The organism is Burkholderia sp. F1 (assembly GCF_050813845.1).
Lineage (GTDB): Bacteria > Pseudomonadota > Gammaproteobacteria > Burkholderiales > Burkholderiaceae > Burkholderia > Burkholderia ubonensis.
Genome location: NZ_CP172422.1, coordinates 127,594 through 144,039, shown reverse-complemented (window position 1 = coordinate 144,039; position 16,446 = coordinate 127,594). Strand labels below are relative to the sequence as shown.

At 67.7% G+C, this 16,446-nt stretch carries 13 protein-coding genes and 1 pseudogene; 5 read left to right on the top strand and 9 right to left on the bottom strand.

The features are described 5' to 3' along the window. Window positions 1–54: 54 nt before the first annotated feature. Window positions 55–420: a 5-carboxymethyl-2-hydroxymuconate Delta-isomerase gene (locus ACFIMZ_RS19650; RefSeq protein WP_431824018.1), complete on the bottom strand. Its 366-nt coding sequence runs from the start codon at window positions 418–420 to the stop codon at window positions 55–57. Between the two features lie 161 nt (window positions 421–581). Further along, window positions 582–2,150, bottom strand: a complete 1,569-nt coding sequence (locus ACFIMZ_RS19645) for a thioredoxin family protein (RefSeq protein ID WP_431824017.1) — start codon at window positions 2,148–2,150, stop codon at window positions 582–584. Window positions 2,151–2,152: 2 nt separating this feature from the next. Here ACFIMZ_RS19645 and ACFIMZ_RS19640 point away from each other — a divergent pair, with 2 nt between their 5' ends. Together ACFIMZ_RS19640 and ACFIMZ_RS19635 are read left to right on the top strand one after the other, a co-directional pair. Further along, window positions 2,153–2,473: a hypothetical protein gene (locus ACFIMZ_RS19640; protein ID WP_431824016.1), complete on the top strand. Its 321-nt coding sequence runs from the start codon at window positions 2,153–2,155 to the stop codon at window positions 2,471–2,473. Window positions 2,474–2,570: 97 nt separating this feature from the next. Continuing rightward, on the top strand, window positions 2,571–3,614 hold the full coding sequence (locus tag ACFIMZ_RS19635) for a helix-turn-helix domain-containing protein (RefSeq protein WP_431824015.1): 1,044 nt from the start codon (window positions 2,571–2,573) through the stop codon (window positions 3,612–3,614). 306 nt (window positions 3,615–3,920) lie between these two features. Here ACFIMZ_RS19635 and ACFIMZ_RS19630 read toward each other — a convergent pair whose 3' ends face one another. The 3 genes from ACFIMZ_RS19630 to ACFIMZ_RS19620 all read right to left on the bottom strand — a co-directional run bounded on the left by ACFIMZ_RS19630 (window position 3,921) and on the right by ACFIMZ_RS19620 (window position 9,662). Beyond that, complete coding sequence (locus tag ACFIMZ_RS19630; RefSeq protein ID WP_431824014.1) at window positions 3,921–4,964, bottom strand: helix-turn-helix domain-containing protein; 1,044 nt, start codon at window positions 4,962–4,964, stop codon at window positions 3,921–3,923. A 546-nt stretch (window positions 4,965–5,510) separates the two neighbouring features. After that, window positions 5,511–8,606 (bottom strand): YadA-like family protein, encoded by a 3,096-nt coding sequence (locus ACFIMZ_RS19625; RefSeq protein ID WP_431824013.1) that lies wholly within the window; start codon window positions 8,604–8,606, stop codon window positions 5,511–5,513. A gap of 528 nt (window positions 8,607–9,134) precedes the next feature. Next, entirely contained in the window at window positions 9,135–9,662 is a 528-nt protein-coding gene (locus tag ACFIMZ_RS19620) for a GNAT family N-acetyltransferase (protein ID WP_431824012.1), read from the bottom strand. A 222-nt stretch (window positions 9,663–9,884) separates the two neighbouring features. On the opposite strand from ACFIMZ_RS19620, the pseudogene ACFIMZ_RS19615 reads away from it, so the two are divergent. The 3 genes and pseudogenes from ACFIMZ_RS19615 to ACFIMZ_RS19605 form a co-directional block, all read left to right on the top strand. Then, window positions 9,885–10,132, top strand: a pseudogene (locus ACFIMZ_RS19615) (phospholipase domain-containing protein); the annotation flags it as partial. Window positions 10,133–10,423: 291 nt separating this feature from the next. Beyond that, window positions 10,424–10,696 (top strand): hypothetical protein, encoded by a 273-nt coding sequence (locus ACFIMZ_RS19610; protein WP_010095979.1) that lies wholly within the window; start codon window positions 10,424–10,426, stop codon window positions 10,694–10,696. A 158-nt stretch (window positions 10,697–10,854) separates the two neighbouring features. Beyond that, entirely contained in the window at window positions 10,855–11,847 is a 993-nt protein-coding gene (locus ACFIMZ_RS19605; RefSeq protein WP_431824011.1) for a DedA family protein/thiosulfate sulfurtransferase GlpE, read from the top strand. Between the two features lie 72 nt (window positions 11,848–11,919). Here the strand turns inward: ACFIMZ_RS19605 and ACFIMZ_RS19600 are convergent, their stop codons facing one another. From ACFIMZ_RS19600 to ACFIMZ_RS19585, 4 genes are all read right to left on the bottom strand, one after another. After that, window positions 11,920–13,374: an OprD family porin gene (locus ACFIMZ_RS19600; RefSeq protein ID WP_431824010.1), complete on the bottom strand. Its 1,455-nt coding sequence runs from the start codon at window positions 13,372–13,374 to the stop codon at window positions 11,920–11,922. Between the two features lie 154 nt (window positions 13,375–13,528). Beyond that, a complete protein-coding gene (locus ACFIMZ_RS19595; RefSeq protein WP_431824009.1) occupies window positions 13,529–14,548 on the bottom strand; it encodes an ABC transporter ATP-binding protein in 1,020 nt (339 codons plus the stop codon). Next, complete coding sequence (locus ACFIMZ_RS19590) at window positions 14,545–15,537, bottom strand: ABC transporter ATP-binding protein (protein ID WP_431824008.1); 993 nt, start codon at window positions 15,535–15,537, stop codon at window positions 14,545–14,547. The genes ACFIMZ_RS19595 and ACFIMZ_RS19590 overlap by 4 nt, the downstream gene beginning before the upstream one ends. A 1-nt stretch (window position 15,538) precedes the next feature. Beyond that, window positions 15,539–16,441 carry an ABC transporter permease gene (locus ACFIMZ_RS19585; protein WP_431824007.1) on the bottom strand — a complete coding sequence of 301 codons (903 nt, stop codon included), beginning with the start codon at window positions 16,439–16,441 and terminating at the stop codon, window positions 15,539–15,541. Window positions 16,442–16,446: the final 5 nt, after the last annotated feature.

Here is a 16,446-nt window from a genome sequence, read left to right as displayed (position 1 = left end):
GCTCAGCCCGCGAACACCCTGCTGCGCCCTCCTGCCGCGCGTCCCACAGCCCGGTCAACGCGGCTCGACGATCGCCTTCGCGTAACTCTCGCGCTCGAGGTCGAGTATTTCCGCGCTCAACTGCACATGCGTTCCGGACGGCGCGCGGCAGCGTTGCGTCAATACCGACAAAACCCGCTCGGACAGGTCGCGCTTCGCGTCGGCGGACCGGCCGCTCAGGATCGCGAGTTTCGCGTGTGCGAACGCGCGCGGCGCGCTCGCCGTGCCGATGACGAAATCGTCGAAGCGGGTCGCGCGGCTCTTGATGTCGAGTTCATTGAAATGCCCGGAACCCGCGAGCGCTTCGTTGAGCGCGACAAGCGTCGCGTTGGCATCGAACCCGTCGAGGTTGCCGGAGTATTCAAGCGTCAGATGTGGCATGGCGTCATGGTCGTGATTGGAATCGCCGCCGCGCCGAACCGCTCATGTCGGTCCGGCGCGCGGAAAGACACCAATGTTACCCGTGGATGCGACTCGCCCGCATCGCACGCCGACGCAGATGCAAACGCAAACGCAAACGCAAACGCAAACGCCGACGAACCCTACGCCTTCACCGGCTGAATCAACCGTTCGCACGTGGCCGCCTGCGGGTCGCCCGCCGGCAGCTTCCCGCATACGCCGTCGAACTGCTTCACCACCGACCGGACCGACGTATCGTGCGCGCCGCCGTTACGCCAGCGCGTCAGCTGCGCGACCACCTTCGTCAGCGCACGCAGGTTCGCGCCATAGAACGCGTCCCGGGTCTGCCCGGCCTGCGCGAGCACGCTGCTTGCGATGCCTTCGATCCGCGCCGTGTCGTCCGGCGCAAGCTCGACCGCGTTCGCGAAATAGGTGGCGCCCCAGCGCAGCCGCGTCGCGGTCCCCGTCGCGCTGTCGTAGGCGTTGCGGTACCAGTCGAGCGCCGCGGCCTTGTCGCCGCGCGCCTTCGCATTGGCGGCAAGCCCGGACATGAAGTAATAGGGCGTCGCCGAGCGCGGCAATTCGGCCTTCAGCAGCGTATCGGATTCGTCGAGCAGCCCGGCGTCGGTGAGCGTGTCGGCGGCCTCGCTGATCAGCGCCTGACGCTCGTAGACGTTCGCCGCGCCCCGGATCGCCGCGGCCGTTTGCCGGCGCACCGTCGCGACGAGCGCCGGCGCATCGAGCGGCGCGCCCTTGCGCGCGTCGCCGCGCGCGAGCAGCACGCGCCCGTGCAGCGCCATCAGGCGATCGATCGACGACAGCGTGCGCTCGACCGACAGCCGCTCGAGCGCCGCGTCGTATGCGGCGCGCAACTGCGCGCGCCGGGCGTCGTCGCCGCCGAGATACGCGACGACGCCCGCAGGCGCTGCAACCAGTACGTCGGCATTGGCGCGCGACAGCGCGGCATCGCGCAGCACCGCGCGCAGCACGTCGGCGCCCGCCGCCCTGTCGAGCGCGCCGGCCTGCGCCGGATCGCCCGACGCCGCGGTCACCACGGACTTCAGCTCGAGCCGCTGCGCATCGCCCGTCGCGCCGGCGGCGCGCGCGCGTTGCGCAAGCGTCTGCAGCGTTTCCGCGACGCGCTCGCCCGGCACCGGCAGCGCGCCGTCGGTCTCCCACGAATAGTCGGCCAGCATGCGCCATTCGTCGCGCGTCACCGGGGCGCCGCCCTTCAGCGCGTTCGCGAGCGTCTGCCGCACCGGGTGCGCGGCGTTCATGCCGAGCGACAGCGCCCGCATGTAGCGATCGAGATCGGCCTCGCCCGGCAGCCGCGTGACCTCGGTGCCGTCCGGGCGGAACAGGATCATCGTCGGATAGCCGTGCACCTTGAAGCGTTCGCCGACCTTCTGCGCGCTCTCGGTGTCGCCGTCGAGATAGACCGGCACGAAGAACGACGAGCGCGCCCGGAACGCCTGCTGGCTGAAGACCGTCGACTTCACCTGATTGCACGACGGGCACCATACCGCGCCCCAGTAGAGCAGCAGCGGCTTGCCGGTCCGCTTCGCCAGCGCGAACGCGGCGTCGACGTCGCCCTGCTGCCACGCGATGCCGGGCGGCACGTGCACCGGCTCGCGCGGCGTGTCGGCCGCGTATGCCGCGCTTGCCATCGCGAGCAGCCACGCGGCGGCCAGTTTCCGAAGAGAGGTTTGCATCGATGCGGTCTCCGTTGATCGTGACGGCCGCGCGCGCGCGGCATGCTCGAACGCCTGCACATTTACACCGGCGTTCCCAATATTTGGCAGGCATCCGGCATCCGCCAAGCCGACAAATCGTAGAACGATACGGATCGCGCATCCAGAAGAAAACGAATGAATTCTCGAATGGATATGAAGTGGAAAATGCGGATCGCCTTTCCCGCACCGCCGCATTCCTGCCCGGCGCGATCCAGCTGCAGAGCGTTCCCGCACGTTTCCGCGCGATTCAACGCGATTCCGGCTGGATTACCGCATTTCACTCTGGCATTCGCGCGAATTGAAACTTGAAATATTCGCCTGCATTGAACCGTGTATAGTTGCGCCGTCGAAAATTCGCGTGCGTACCAATCAATCATCGAATCCGGGGCCGTGACTGTCATGACGCAGCCAGAGATCATCATTTGCACCGATGCGGTCGAACCGGGTTTGCGCAACGATTTCTGGCGCGAAGTCACGCTGCCCGTGTTCGAAACCACGCCGCTCGACGACACCGCGAACGCCGCGCTGGAAGGCACGATCCGGAGCCGGCTGGTCGGCGGGCTGCTGATCGGCGAGACGAGCTTCAACGCGCAGCAATACCGGCGCGACCGGCGCGTGATCGTGCAGGGCGGACTCGATCACTACGTGCTCCAGGTGATCACCGCGGGATCGCTGAAAGGCGTGTTCGGCCGGCGCAACGTCGCGGCCGAGCCCGGCGACATCTGCGTGATGGATCTCGCGCGAACCTTCGACAGCCGCGTCGAGGCCGGCGCGACGCTGACGACGGCCGTGCCGCGCAAGGAGCTGGAGCATGCGCTGGGGCGGCGCGACCTGCATGGCGCGGTGCTGAAGGCCGAACGGCCGATGACGAAGCTGCTCGTCGATTACCTGCAAGGGCTGAAGGCGGTATCGGCGCGCCTGTCGGCGAGCGAATCGTTCGCCGCGCAGGACGCGATGACCTCGCTGCTGGCCGCGGGCCTCGCCGGAGAAGACGCCACGGGACGCGAAGCGGCGTCGGCGCTCGCCGACGCGCTGCGCGAACGCATCGTCGAATTCATCGACGCGAACCTGACGCGGCCGGAGCTGGATCCCGCCCTGCTGATCCGCCGGTTCCGGATCTCGCGCGCCCATCTGTACCGGACCTTTGCCGAAGACGGCGGCGTGAGCCGCGTGATCCGCAACCAGCGCCTCGATGCGGCCTACATGGCGCTGCGGCATCCGCGCGGCCGCGAGCGGTCGATCGCGGAGATCGCCGCCGACTGCGGATTCGCCAGCAACGCGCAGTTCCTGCGGGCGTTCCGCGCGCACTTCGGCGTCACGCCCAGCGACGCGAAACGCGAGCGGATGGAATCAGTGGCGCAGCGCGACGGACTGCTCACGCTGCAGGATCATTTCGCGAACTACCGCGCGGCCGCGGGCGCCGCCGCGCGGGCAGCGGCCTGAATCGGCATCGCGTCGATATGAGACGTCATCAGGGTAAACACGAGACAAATCGAAGCGCGCCGTGATTCAACCGATGCTGAAAGAGTGTGACAATTCCGCACCCGGGCGCTCCCCGCGTCCGGGAATATTCGTGCCATTCTTGAGCCACCTTCGCGTGGCTTCTTTTTTGCCTCTTTCCCGCACCTCTCGCGTTTCCCGCCGCATCGCGAACGCACCCGCGCTTGCCGCCCAGGGTCTGTTCACGCTAATAACGGGCCCTTCCGGCGGCCAGCCCCAAGCAGGGTTTTTCTTGTTACGGGAACGTGCCTAGTCCCGGCTTCCCTGCAACGGAATCACGGGCACCGCATGGCGCGCGAAGTGCACGTGCAGGCTCGACAGGTCATGGGCGGCCTCGAAGTGCTCCCCGTGCTCGGTGCGGATCTCGCGCGCGGTTGCGCCGAAGCGCTGGCGCATCGCCCGCACCAGCATGTCGCTGCTCGAAAAGCCGTAGCGGAACGCGACTTCCTTGATCGTCTGCCCGTTCGAGCGCGGATCGACGAGCGCCCGATACGCGAGATCGAGACGCCGGTCGCGAATGAAGCGCGCGACGCCGCCGTCCGCCTCGAACACCCGGTACAGGTGCGCGCGCGAAATGCGGAAGTGCGTCATCAGCGTGTCGGGACTCAGGTCGCGATCGGTGACGTGTTGCGAGATGTGCTGGACGATCCGCCGGCGCAGCGCGGCGCCATGCGTGACCGGCCGTCTGCCGGCGGGCGCCGCCGCCTCGGCGAGCGCGGCCGCGAGCAGCGCCACCATCGCGTCCTGCACCGCGATCGCCTGCGCCGGCGACGCCTGCTCGCCCAGCTCGTACATGCCCACCAGATAATCGGCCAACAGGCGCGTGATCGCCCGGTTCGCATGCAGCACCACGCCGTGCAGGTCGCGCCCGCCCGACGCCTTCTCGAGTCCTTCGCGCGGCACGAACACGGCGACGCTCTCGCCCGCGTCCACGCGGCTGCACAGCGGCTGGCCGAGATCGATGATGTAGATGTCGCCCGGGCACGCGCGCACTTCGACGCCGTTGAAATCGCCGACGAGCGAGCCCGAGCGCACGAGCTGCACGACGTACTGGTCGAAGCCGCTCTGCTGGATGGTCCGGCGGTCGCGCCGGTATTGCTGCGCATTGAACGACGTCCGCCACATCAGCAGCTCGCCGAGCATCCGCGACGCCAGCGTCCCGGCCAGCCGTGCGTCCCCGTGCCCGGCGATCGGCGTCGTGTCGACGATGGGCCGCGTGACCTGGCGCCAGTATTCGTCGCGCAACGCCGGCTCGACGCGTTCGGTCGATAGAAAGACTTCCCCGGAAGCCATGATCCCCTCGCATTTCTGTTTTCTATTGCGATCTTTCTTGTCGTGAATCGTGGGTGGCGACGCGGCACGGTCGCCGACGCAGAGATCCACGGTCCAGCGCCGCGAATCCGGCGCCGCAAGCCGTTGCCCAAAGGCCGGCCTGCATGCGCCGCTCTCAGTCATCGCGGCACGATCGTCCGGGGAATGCACGCGATGCGTGCGGCCGGTGAAGCGAACGGCAGCGGCCCGAACGATCCGCTGCCGTCGCCGGCAGAGCCGGGCAATCGACACACCCGGCGACACACCAGGCACCCGCTCCCGTCGGGCGCCCATACACGCTGATCGCGAGCGCCGCGATCGCGTCCCGTTCGATCCCGACGGATGCGCCGAGCGACGGAGCGCAGCGGCTGCCGGGATGCACGAGAGACGACCCGCGGCGGGATTGTGCAGCCAATCCGGCGTTAGGCCCTTTGCTGCAGCGCGCAGAAACATTGCTCGCCCGAACGGGCACGCAACATCGGCGGGCCACGCACTCGACGGAAATGCGTCGTCACGAGGCGGCCTCCGTCAGAACTGGTAGCCCGCGCCGATGACCGCACCGAAGTCCGAGCGGCTGTTGCCCGTCATGGACGCCTTGACGACCCACTTGTCGTTTTGCGTCAGGTACGCGTAACCCGCCGCGAAACCTTGCTGGCCGCGGTAATTCGCCGTGGCGGCCGACACCATCGAACGCCCCGGCGCAGTCGGTTGCGGAAGACCGGCAACCGCCATCGCCGACGCAACGCCGCCGAACATGTCCTTCTTGACGGTGTTCAGGTCGTTGTAGACCTGGCCGACGCGTTGATCCGTGTAGCCGCGCGATGCCGCCGACGCGGCGGCGACGTTGTCGTTCAGCTGCTGCACGTTCACCGCATCGGTCGGCGCCGTACCGGCCGCGACGTTGGTGACCTGGCGCTCGTTGCCCTTCGCGCCGACCGAGAACGAATTGTCGCGATCCGCGACCGAGCCCTGGCCGACCGCGACGGCGTTCTTGCCGCTCGCGGTTGCCGTCGACCCGAACGCGCCCGCATCCGCATGCGCGATCCAGCTCGTATTCGCATCGGTGACTGCGGCCTTGATCTCCTGGCTGGTCCTGACGTCCCTGAGCACGCTGTTGAGCTGGCCGACGTTCACCGCGTCGTTGTTGTTGACGCCCGCCGCCACGCCCGTCAGCACGCGATCCGCGTTGGCGCTGTTCGCGAAGTTCACCGACGTGCCGCCGGTGCCCGCGCCGACCGTGACCTGGCCGTTCGGGTCCTGCTGCTGCACGAGGCCCGCCTTGCCGTTCGTGACGTTGGTCACGTTCTCCTGCAGGTTCGTGATGTCGGTCGTGTTCTTCGCGACTTGCTGATTCGTCGCGTGGAGTTGCGAACCGTTCACGGCATCCGTGCTGGTTGCGCTGAGCGCACCGGCCTGCACGTTCGTGATCTTCGTGCCGCCGGCGCCGCCGCCGAGCGTGATGACGCTCTTCGAGCCGTCGTCGTACGTGACGGCCATCGCGCCCAGCTGGTTGACGCTCGACTGCACGCTCTTCAGTTGCTTCACGTTCACCGCATCGGCATCGTCCACGCCGGCCGCGACGTTCTTCAGCACGACAGGCGACGCGGCGTCGCCGCCGACGAGCGAAACGGAATTCAGGCGGTTGCCGTTCGCGCCCACGTCGTATTTCACGACGTTCTTCACGGCCTCGCCGGCCTGGTTCGACACGTTCGTGATCTGCTGCTCGAGGTCGGATTTCACGCCGTACAACTGGCCGCCATTCACAGCGTCCTTGCTGCCTGCCGCGATGCTGCCGTCCGCCACGTTGGTGATCTGCGTCGCCACGCCGCCGCGCGCCGCGTTGTACGCGCCAACGCCCGGATCGAATTGCAACGCATCTTTCTGCAAGCCCGAAATCGCCGTCGTGTTGTTGGCGAGGTTCGTTTCCGCGTTGCCGAGGCGGGTTTCGTGATTCTGGATCGTCGTCGCGTTGCCCGCCACGCGAGCGTCGAGATTGCCGAGCGCGTCGCCGACGTTGTTGAAGGTCGCGCCGCCGACGTCATACTTCGGCGCATTGATCGAGCCGTTCGCGTTCGCCGTTGCGCCGCCGCCGAGCGCCGCCGCCGCGCTGTCGGTCGCACGGCGCAGTTGCGAGCCGTTCACCGCGTCGGTGCTGCCGACGGAGACGTCGCCTTCCGCGACGTTCGTCACGCGCACCGGCGCGCCGCCGTTGCCTGCGCCGAGCGAAACCTGCTGCTTGCTCGCATCGTCATACTTCACGGCGAGCGAATCGAGCTGGCCGACACCGGTTTTCACCGCGGCATTCAGCTGATCGACGTTGACCGCATCGGTGCCCTTCACGCCTTGCGCGACGTTGGCGATCTGCTGCGGCGCGCCGCTGCCGTGGCTCGCGTCATACGCGCCGAGCGTCGCATTCCACTGCAGCGCGTCCTGCTGGAGCGCCGCGATGTTCGTCGTGTTGCCCGCGACCTGCGTGCTCACGTTCGACAGCTGCTGGTTCGTTTGATAAAGCTGGCTGCCGTTCACCGCGTCGGTGCTCGCCGCCGACACGGCGCCGCGCGTCACGTTCGTCAGCTTCGTGCCGCCCGTCACGCCGCCGTCCGTGCTCGGTGCGCCGCCGAGCGTCACGTTGCCCTTGGTTGCGTCGTCGTATTGCACCGCGCTGTCCGCGACCGCGGTCAGCTGGTTGACGTTGACCGCGTCCGTGCCCGCCGTGCCGCCCGCGACATTGCGGACCTGCCGCTCCGCCCCCGTGCTGCCGATCGACAGCGCGCCGCCGGGCGCGATCGCATCGCCGCTGAACCGGGCCGGGCCGGTCGCGTTGGCGGCGCCCACGCTGTTCGCGCCCAGCGCGATGCTGCCGTCAGGCGCTGCCACCGCTCCCGCGCCGAGCGCGACGGCAGCGATGCCGCTCGCGCGGGTCTGCGTCGCCGGGTTGTAGCTCGCGCCGTTCGACACGCCGTCGTTGCCCGCCGCCCGCGAATCGGACGAGCCGATCGCGATCGACCGATAGCCCTGGGCGAACGCCGAATGCCCCATCGCGATCCCGCTTTCACCGCTCGCGTAGGCAACGTTGCCGATCGCCGTCGCGTAATCGGCGGTCGCCGCCGACTGGCGGCCGAGCGCGAAGCTGGTGTTGCCGGTTGCCAGCGCGACCGTGCCGATCGCGATCGCCGAATTCTTCGTCGTGCTCGCGCCGACGCCGATGGAAATGCCGGAATCCGACGCGCTGGCGCGATCGCCGATTGCCACCGATGCATTTTGCGCATTCGCGTTATTCCCGATGGCCGTACTGCAGCCGTTTTTCAGAATATATTGCGAACCGGTTGTACTGGACGGGTTTCCAGGATTCTGGCGATCGACGAAATTCTGCGAACAGGTTGAATCGACGCTGGCCGCGGAACCGGATCCGCCACTATTAGCGGAAGTTCCTGAAACCGCCGTTTGTGCTTCCGAATACGCAGAGAGCGTCAATCCGGAGATCGAAAATGCAATACCCGCAATCACGCGAAGGCCCCGTACGCGCTTGCGGCCGCCTGCCTTGCCGTGCGCTGCAGCCCCTTCCTGCACCGCCACCCAGGCGCCCGATGATTCGTTCCAGATCGTTTTGTAGCATTTATTCATCTTTGGAATCCATTATTTTCATCGATAAATCGGAGACGCTTTAATTCGACTCCGCACCAACCGGAAATGGATTCTATTTATTACCTCACACCTTAATCTTCAAAAAATGTAAAAACCGGCACGAATATTTGTCAGACATCGTCAAATTGCCAATTAAAATCCATTATTTAAATGAAAATCTTTCATTAAACGAAAACATAGAGAAATAAGCAATTTCGACCCCATCGTTTTGTCTCATTTGGTGCTTTAAAAAATCTCATTTCGAATTCGGATGCCGCTGCGCGCGAACGCCGCCCGTCCCTGCACGGGACGGAGCTTCTGAGCGGAGGAGGGAGGGAAAAGGCGGGGACGACGTCAGATCGACGTCATTCGGATCGATGAGGCCGCTTGTCGGGTCCGGCGTCGATTCGGTTGATACCGGTGCGCCGCCGGGCACCGCGCGTGTCCGCGCGACGTTGTGCCCGGAACCGGTTCAGGCGACGCGCAGCGTGCCGCGCGGACGATGGCCGGCGCGCCGGCCGCACCGGGTCATTCGCGACCGCCGCCGGCCGCCGAGCCGGCGTCACGCTTGAGCCGCGCCATGTGACACACGGCGGCATACACGCCGTCGCGCAACGCGAAGTCCGGCGATTCGCCCTCGATCCGGAAACCGTGCCGCTCGTACAGCGCGATCGCGCTCCGGTTGTCGGCGAACACCGTCAGTTCGATCCGCGTGACGTTCAGCCAGTTCTCCGCGAGATCGATCATCGCGGCGAGCATCCGCCCGCCGATGCCGCGCCCGTGATGCGACGCCTTGACCATCAGCCCGAACCCCGCGACGTGGCGGCGGCGCGGATTCGCTTCGGGCTGAAGCCCGAGATGACCGACCACCTCGCCGTCGATTTCGGCGACGAGGCTGAAGCCCTTCTGACGTATCCCTTCGATGCGCTCCTGCCATTTCTCCAGGGACGGAAACGGCGCTTGCAGCGTATTCGCATAGACCGCGGGGTGCGCGGCGATCTGGCGGATCGCGTCGATGTCCTTCGTCTCGCTGTGTCGGATCGTGATGTCGGTCATGAGGCTATCGGGCAAACGGGGCACGCGAGCGTCGCGGCGGCGTCGGACGTCGTCGGCATGCCAGGGGAAAGCGTCGAGCTTATCCGAATTCGCCGCGCCGGATACGGTCGCGAACCGCCGAAATCACGCTATATCGCGCGACGGATCGCGCATTTCCTGTCGCTCGTGATTCGTTGCTCACGCAACCTCACGCACGGCACGCATTGTCATTTCATCTTCACGCCGCCGTCATGTCGGCAGCCCGCCCAGGTGGACGCGCTGCGGTGCGAACTGCATGCACGCGCTCGCGCGAATTCCGGCACCGGCACGGGTCGCGCTGAAGCTGGCCGACACCGGCCGCGCGACTATGGCGTCGAGCCGGGCAACGCGCTGCGCGGCGACTGGACGGCCGCCGACGACAGCAAGTACGACCGGCGGGGCTCGGCCCGAACGGTTATCACCGCGGCTTCGCCGGCGACCTGGCCCCGCTGGGCCGCCGCGGCGCACTGAAGGCTGGCCGGCCGTCGCAACCGGCCGCCACTCGGTCAGCGATCCGGCGATGGGCTTCGCCGACCGCTTCCGACACCGCGCGGCAGAGCGCCGCCGCAGCGCCGCACCCGCCCGGCCCGCGCAGATCATCAGACGGATGGCTGGTGCCGCCCTGATTTCGCACTGCACGAAAATGCTCCGTATTCGCCGCCGGTTCGCGTTAAACTCCGTCAAGCTGTTTGCAAAAACGACATCTTCGCCTTTACGGCACACACGACACGAGGATACGTTCGATGCGCACATCCGGCTCATCCGGGGCAATGACCCTGCTCACCGAACACGACCCGGCCGACGGCCGCGAACTGCGTTCATTGCGACTCGAAGCGACCAGCGACGGCAAGAGCGTGCTGCTGATCGAGATCGACGAGCGCAAGCCCGGCATTCACCGCGAGGTCCGGTACGAAATCACGCCCGCCGAGCTGGTCGCGGCGATCCGTTCGCACGGCGCCGAGCTGCCGGGCGAGAACCACCATGGCGCGGCGTCGCTCGCGCGCAGCCCCTCCTGATCCGGCCAACCGGTGAGCCGCGCACGATGCGCGGGCTCACCTCCGCACCGTTTCACCGGCTTCAACGTTTCCCGCCACTGTCTTGAAAATGGCCGATAATCGGCCCATCTATGCGCTTTCCGCGCATTTGCCCGCCTTTGCCTTTTCGGACAGCCGTGATGCTCCGTGACCTCGTCGCCCAGTATGGGCCGCTCCTCGTATTCGCCAACGTGCTGGCCGCCGCGGTCGGGCTGCCGGTGCCGGCCATGCCGACGCTCGTGCTGTTCGGCGCGATGTCCGCGCTGCACCCGGAGATGATCGGTTCGCAGCTCGTGACGGTGCTGGCGCTGTCGGTGCTGGGCGCGCTGATCGGCGATACCGTGTGGTACGTCGCCGGGCGACGCTACGGTGGCGTCACGCTGAAGACGATCTGCCGGCTGTCGCTGTCGCGCGACAGTTGCGTGAGGAAAACCGAGCGCTTCTTCGGCCGCTACGGCGTGCGCGTGCTGGCCGTCGCCCGCTTCATTCCGGGGCTGTCGCTCGTGTCCGTGCCGATGGCGGGCGCGCTGCGCACGCGCTATCGCACGTTCGCCGGCTACGACGCGCTCGGCGCGGCGCTGTGGACGATCGTCGGCCTCGTGGCCGGGCTCGTGTTCTACCGGCAGATCGACTGGCTGTTCGCCGGCGCGAGCCGGCTCGGCCGCGCGGTGCTGCTGGTCATCGTCGCGCTGCTGGCCGCCTACGCGGCCGTGCGCTGGATGCGCCGCCGCGCGCTGATCCGCCAGCTCGCGAATGCGCGCATCGGCGTCGACGAGCTCGACGCGCTGCTGCAAGACGCCGCCGCGCCGGTGATCCTCGACGTGCGCTCCGACGAGCACCGCAAGCTCGACCCGTTCGCGATTCCGGGCGCGCAGTTCGCCGACGAGCGTCATATCGGCGACATCGTCGCGCGCTATCCGCTCACGCAGAAATTCGTCGTCTACTGCTCGTGCCCGAACGAGGTGTCCGCCGCGCTGATGGCGAAGCGCCTCGCCGACGCCGGCTTCACCGACGCGCTCGCGCTGCGCGGCGGCCTCGACGCGTGGCGCGACACCGGCCGCCAGCTCGCGTCGCTTGCGGAAGATGCGCCGGCGGCGAACGATCCCGTCGCCGGCTTTCACAAGCCGGCCTGACGCCGGCTCGAACGCGCGCGGCCGCCGCTGCGGCCGCATGCGCGGACCATGCACGAACCCGTGTGCTGGCGATCAGAACGCCTTCACCGGCACGTTCACGACGAGACGGTACTCGCGGTTGGTCGCGTCCGAGTAGTGCGTCGAGCCGACGTGCCACATCGCGATGAAGGTGACCTTCGTGTCCTTCAGCTTGCCGCTCTGGAACGTGTACGACGGGATGAAGCCGAACTCGTGGTGACGGCCCTGCACCGGCGCACCGTTGACCCAGTAGATGCTCGACTTCGTCGGATCCTGCGACGCCATCTTGCCGCCGTCCGCGCCCCAGCCCGTCACGCCCCACACCATCGCCTTGAAGCCCGGCAGGCCCGCGTCCTTGCCGTAGAACGTGTAGCGCAGCTGCAGCGACTTCTCGTGCGGCGCGTTGTAGTCGACGTCCATCGAGTTCGTCAGGAAGATGCCGTTCGTCTCGTTCAGGTAGTCGAAGAACTGGTCGCCGAGCACCTCCTGGTAGCCGAGCAGCAGTTCGTGCGGACCGTGCTGCGCGGCCAGCGACAGGCTGTACGCGTTGCTGTTGATCTCCCCCTGGCGTTTGTCGCCCGTGTCGTGCGTCGAGTAGATGTTCGCGAAGCCCGTCCACTTGATCGTCTTCGGGCTGCCGATGCTGTGCTTGATCGACGCGTAGTACTGGCGCCACACGTCGTCCGCCTGGTTCGCGTACAGCGCGACCTCGCCGTCCGGCGAGTAATCCCACGTGCCGCCGGCGTAGGTCAGCCGGTTGATGCGCGTGCCGCCGTACTGGCTCGTCAGGTTGGTCAGCGTCGTGTGGCCGCGCGCGTCGGTCTTCGTGAAGCTGCCCGCCTCGAGCATCACGTTCTTGAATTCGTTGCTGACGATCGTCGCGCCGAGGAACGTCGGCGGCAGCGCACGGTTGTCGTGCTGCTCCATGAACGGGTTGTCGACGGCCTGCAGACCGTACTTGACCACCGTGTTCGAGATCCGCGCCTTCACGTCGTAGATGCCCGGGTACGCCCACGCGAGCTGGTTCGAGCCGCCGCCGCCCTTCGCGATGTGCACCATGTTGCCGGCGCCCATGCCGCCGTCGAGCTTCAGCGCCGCGTACACCGACGCGTCGACGCCGAAGCCGATCAGGCCCTGCGTGAAGCCCGACTCGTAGTTCGCCATCGCACCCTGAACCCACGCATGGCGGTGCGGCCCGCCCTTGCTGTCGAGCACGTCCGAGTAGTTGCGGAACAGGAAGTTCAGGTGGCTGTCGGCGATGAAGCCGTTCGACTTCGACTGTGCCGACGGCTCGTCCGGCGGCGTGACGGCCTGCGTGGCCTCGGCGTTGATGATCGCGTTCGGCGTGGACGCCTGCGCGACGGTGGCGCCGGGAGTTGCCTGCGCCACCGTCAGCGGCGCTGCGTCGTCCGCGTAGGCCGCGCCCGTCAGAGAGACGCCGGCCAGCGCCGGCAGCCCCCACGCGAGCAGTATTTTCGATGTCGTTCCGATCTTCCTGTGTTTTGTCATCGTGGTTCTCTTCTTGTGTTGATGTCGTCTGCGCCGGTCGCGATACGCTCCCGGTCTCACCCCGGCGCACCCGGTCAAGGACGCGCCTGTACCCGCGGCGCGAAGGTCGTTCGCGCCGCACCTGCCCCTGTCGACCTGCCTGCTTGTTTGTGCTTCAGCCCGCACCCGCGCGGATGCAGGCGACCTTCGCCGCAGAACCGTGCCGTACTTCCGGCCGCGGGATGTCCCGTGCGCACGCGTCGATCGCGTCCGGGCAGCGCGTGCGGAACGCGCAGCCGGACGGCGGATTGAGCGGCGACGGCATCTCGCCCGCCAGCAGCATCGGCCGCCGCGCGCGTTCCCGCGCCGGCTCCGGTGTGGGCGCCGCGTCGAGCAGCGCCCGCGTGTACGGGTGCTGCGGCGCACCGTACACGTCGTGCCGCGCGCCGAACTCCATCACGCGGCCGAGATACATCACCAGCACGCGCTGGCTGATCGCCTTCACCACCGCGAGATCGTGCGCGACGAACAGATAGGACAACGACAGTTCGCGCTGCAGATCGCGCAGCAGGTTGACGATTTGCGCCTGGATCGACACGTCGAGCGCCGACACAGGTTCGTCGCAGATCACGAGCTTCGGCTCGCCGATCAGCGCACGTGCGATTCCGACGCGCTGGCACTGCCCGCCGGAGAATTCATGGGGATAACGCAGCAGGTGATGCACGTTGAGGCCGACCCGCTCGAGCATCGACACCACGCGGCGCCGCACCTCGGTGCGGCCGATGCCCGGCTGGTGCGTGACGAGCGGCTCGGCGACGATCTGCTCGATCGTCATGCGCGGATCGAGCGACGCGAGCGGATCCTGGAAGATCATCTGCACTTCGCGCCGCATCGCGGTGCCGCGCAGATGGTCGGGCGCGACCGCGTCGCCGCGCCAGCGCACCGTGCCGGCCGTCATCGGCACGAGGCCGATCAGCGCGCGCGCGAGCGTCGACTTGCCGCAGCCGGACTCGCCGACGAGCCCGACGGTCTCGCCGCGCTTCACGTCGAACGACACGCCGTCGACCGCGCGCAGCGTCCCCTTCGGCGACCACGGATAGCCGCCGAGCGGCACGCGGAAATGCACTTTCAGATCCTCGACGGACAACAGCGTGTCGTCCGTCGCGCCGGCATTGCGGCGTTCATCGACGCTCATCGCAGTCCTCCCGTCAGATCGGCCACCGGCCGGTGGCACGCGCGCACCGCGTCCGCGGCGCCGTAGGTTTCGAGCGCCGGGCGCGCGGTGCCGCACTGGCTCTCCGCATACTGGCAGCGCTTCGCGAACGCGCAGCCGGCGCTCGCCGTGCCCGGCATCGGCGGGTTGCCCGGAATCGCGAGGAGCGGCGCGTCGTCGGCATCGGTCAGGCGCGGCAGCGCGTTGAGCAGGCCGATCGTGTACGGATGCGACGGCGCGGCGAAGATCGACTCGGCCGGCGCGTATTCGACGGTGCGGCCCGCGTACATCACCATCACGTCGTCCGCGAGGCCGGCAACCACGCCCATGTCGTGCGTGATCAGCACGATCGCGGTGCCGCGCTCGCGGTTCAGCTCGCGCAGCAGGTCGATGATCTGCGCCTGCACGGTCACGTCGAGCGCAGTGGTCGGCTCGTCGGCGATCAGGATTTCCGGCTCGGACAGCAGCGCCATCGCGATCATCACGCGCTGCCGCATCCCGCCCGAGAACTCGTGCGGATACATGCGGATGCGCCGCGCCGCATCGGGAATGCGCACCGATTCGAGCGCCTCGATCGCGCGCTTCGTCGCTTCCCTGCGCGACAGCTTGCGATGCAGCTGCAGCGTTTCGGTCATCTGCCGCTCGATCGTCAGGAACGGATTGAGCGACGTCATCGGGTCCTGGAAGATCATCGCGATCCGGTCGCCGCGGATCGCGTTCAGCGCGCGCGCGTCCATCGCCAGCAGGTCCTGCCCGCGATAGCGGGCCGCGCCGCTCGTCGCGCCGTTGCCGGCGAGCAGGCCGAGCAGCGCCATCACGGTCTGGCTCTTGCCCGAGCCCGATTCGCCGACGATGCCGAGCGTCTTGCCTGCGTCGAGGGCGAACGAGACGCCGCTCACGGCGTCGATCGGCGCCGCGTCCTTGCGCGTGAAGCGCACGCCGAGGTTGTCGACTTCGAGTAGTGCTGCCATTTCAGCGATCCTTCGGGTCGAGCGCGTCACGCAGGCCATCGCCGACGAAGTTCACGCAGTAGAGCGTCACGCACAGCATGACGGCCGGGGCCAGCAGCAGCCACGGCATCGATTCGAGTTTCTGCGCGCCGTCCTGGATCAGCACGCCCCAGCTCGTCATCGGCTCCTGCACGCCGAGACCGAGGAACGACAGCACCGATTCGGTCAGCACGATGTTCGGCACCGAGACCGTCGCGTACACGACGACCACGCCGAGCAGGTTCGGCACGACGTGGCGCCGCACGATCGACGTCGGCGACACGCCGATCGCGCGCGCCGCGTCGACGAATTCGCGGTTGCGCAGCGACAGCGTCTGGCCGCGCACGACGCGCGCCATGTCGATCCACGAGAACGCGCTGATCGTCAGCACGACGAGGATGAACGAGCGGCCGAACAGCGTCATCATCAGGATCGCGATCAGCAGGTACGGGATCGCGTACATCATGTCGACGATGCGCATCATCACGGAATCGACGCGGCCGCCCGCGAAGCCCGCGGTCGCGCCCCACGCGACGCCGAACAGGCCCGACACGAGCGTGCCGAGCAGGCCGACCTCGATCGACACGCGCCCGCCGATCAGCGTGCGCACGAGCAGGTCGCGGCCGAGCTCGTCGGTGCCTAACCAGTGCTGGTTCGCCCAGGTCGGCGGCAGGCTGATCGAGCCCCAGTCGCTCGCGGCCGGATCGGCCGCCAGCAGCCACGGGCCAACGAAGCACGCGAGCGTGACCAGCACGAGCAGCACGAGGCTCAGCACCGCCGCGCGGTTGTGCAGGAAGCGGGAGAGCGCCAGCGCGAGCGGCGAGCGCGAGCGCGGCGGCGTGTCGGTCTGCGCGGGCAGGCCGACGACGGGAGTAGTCGGGGTCATCGCTA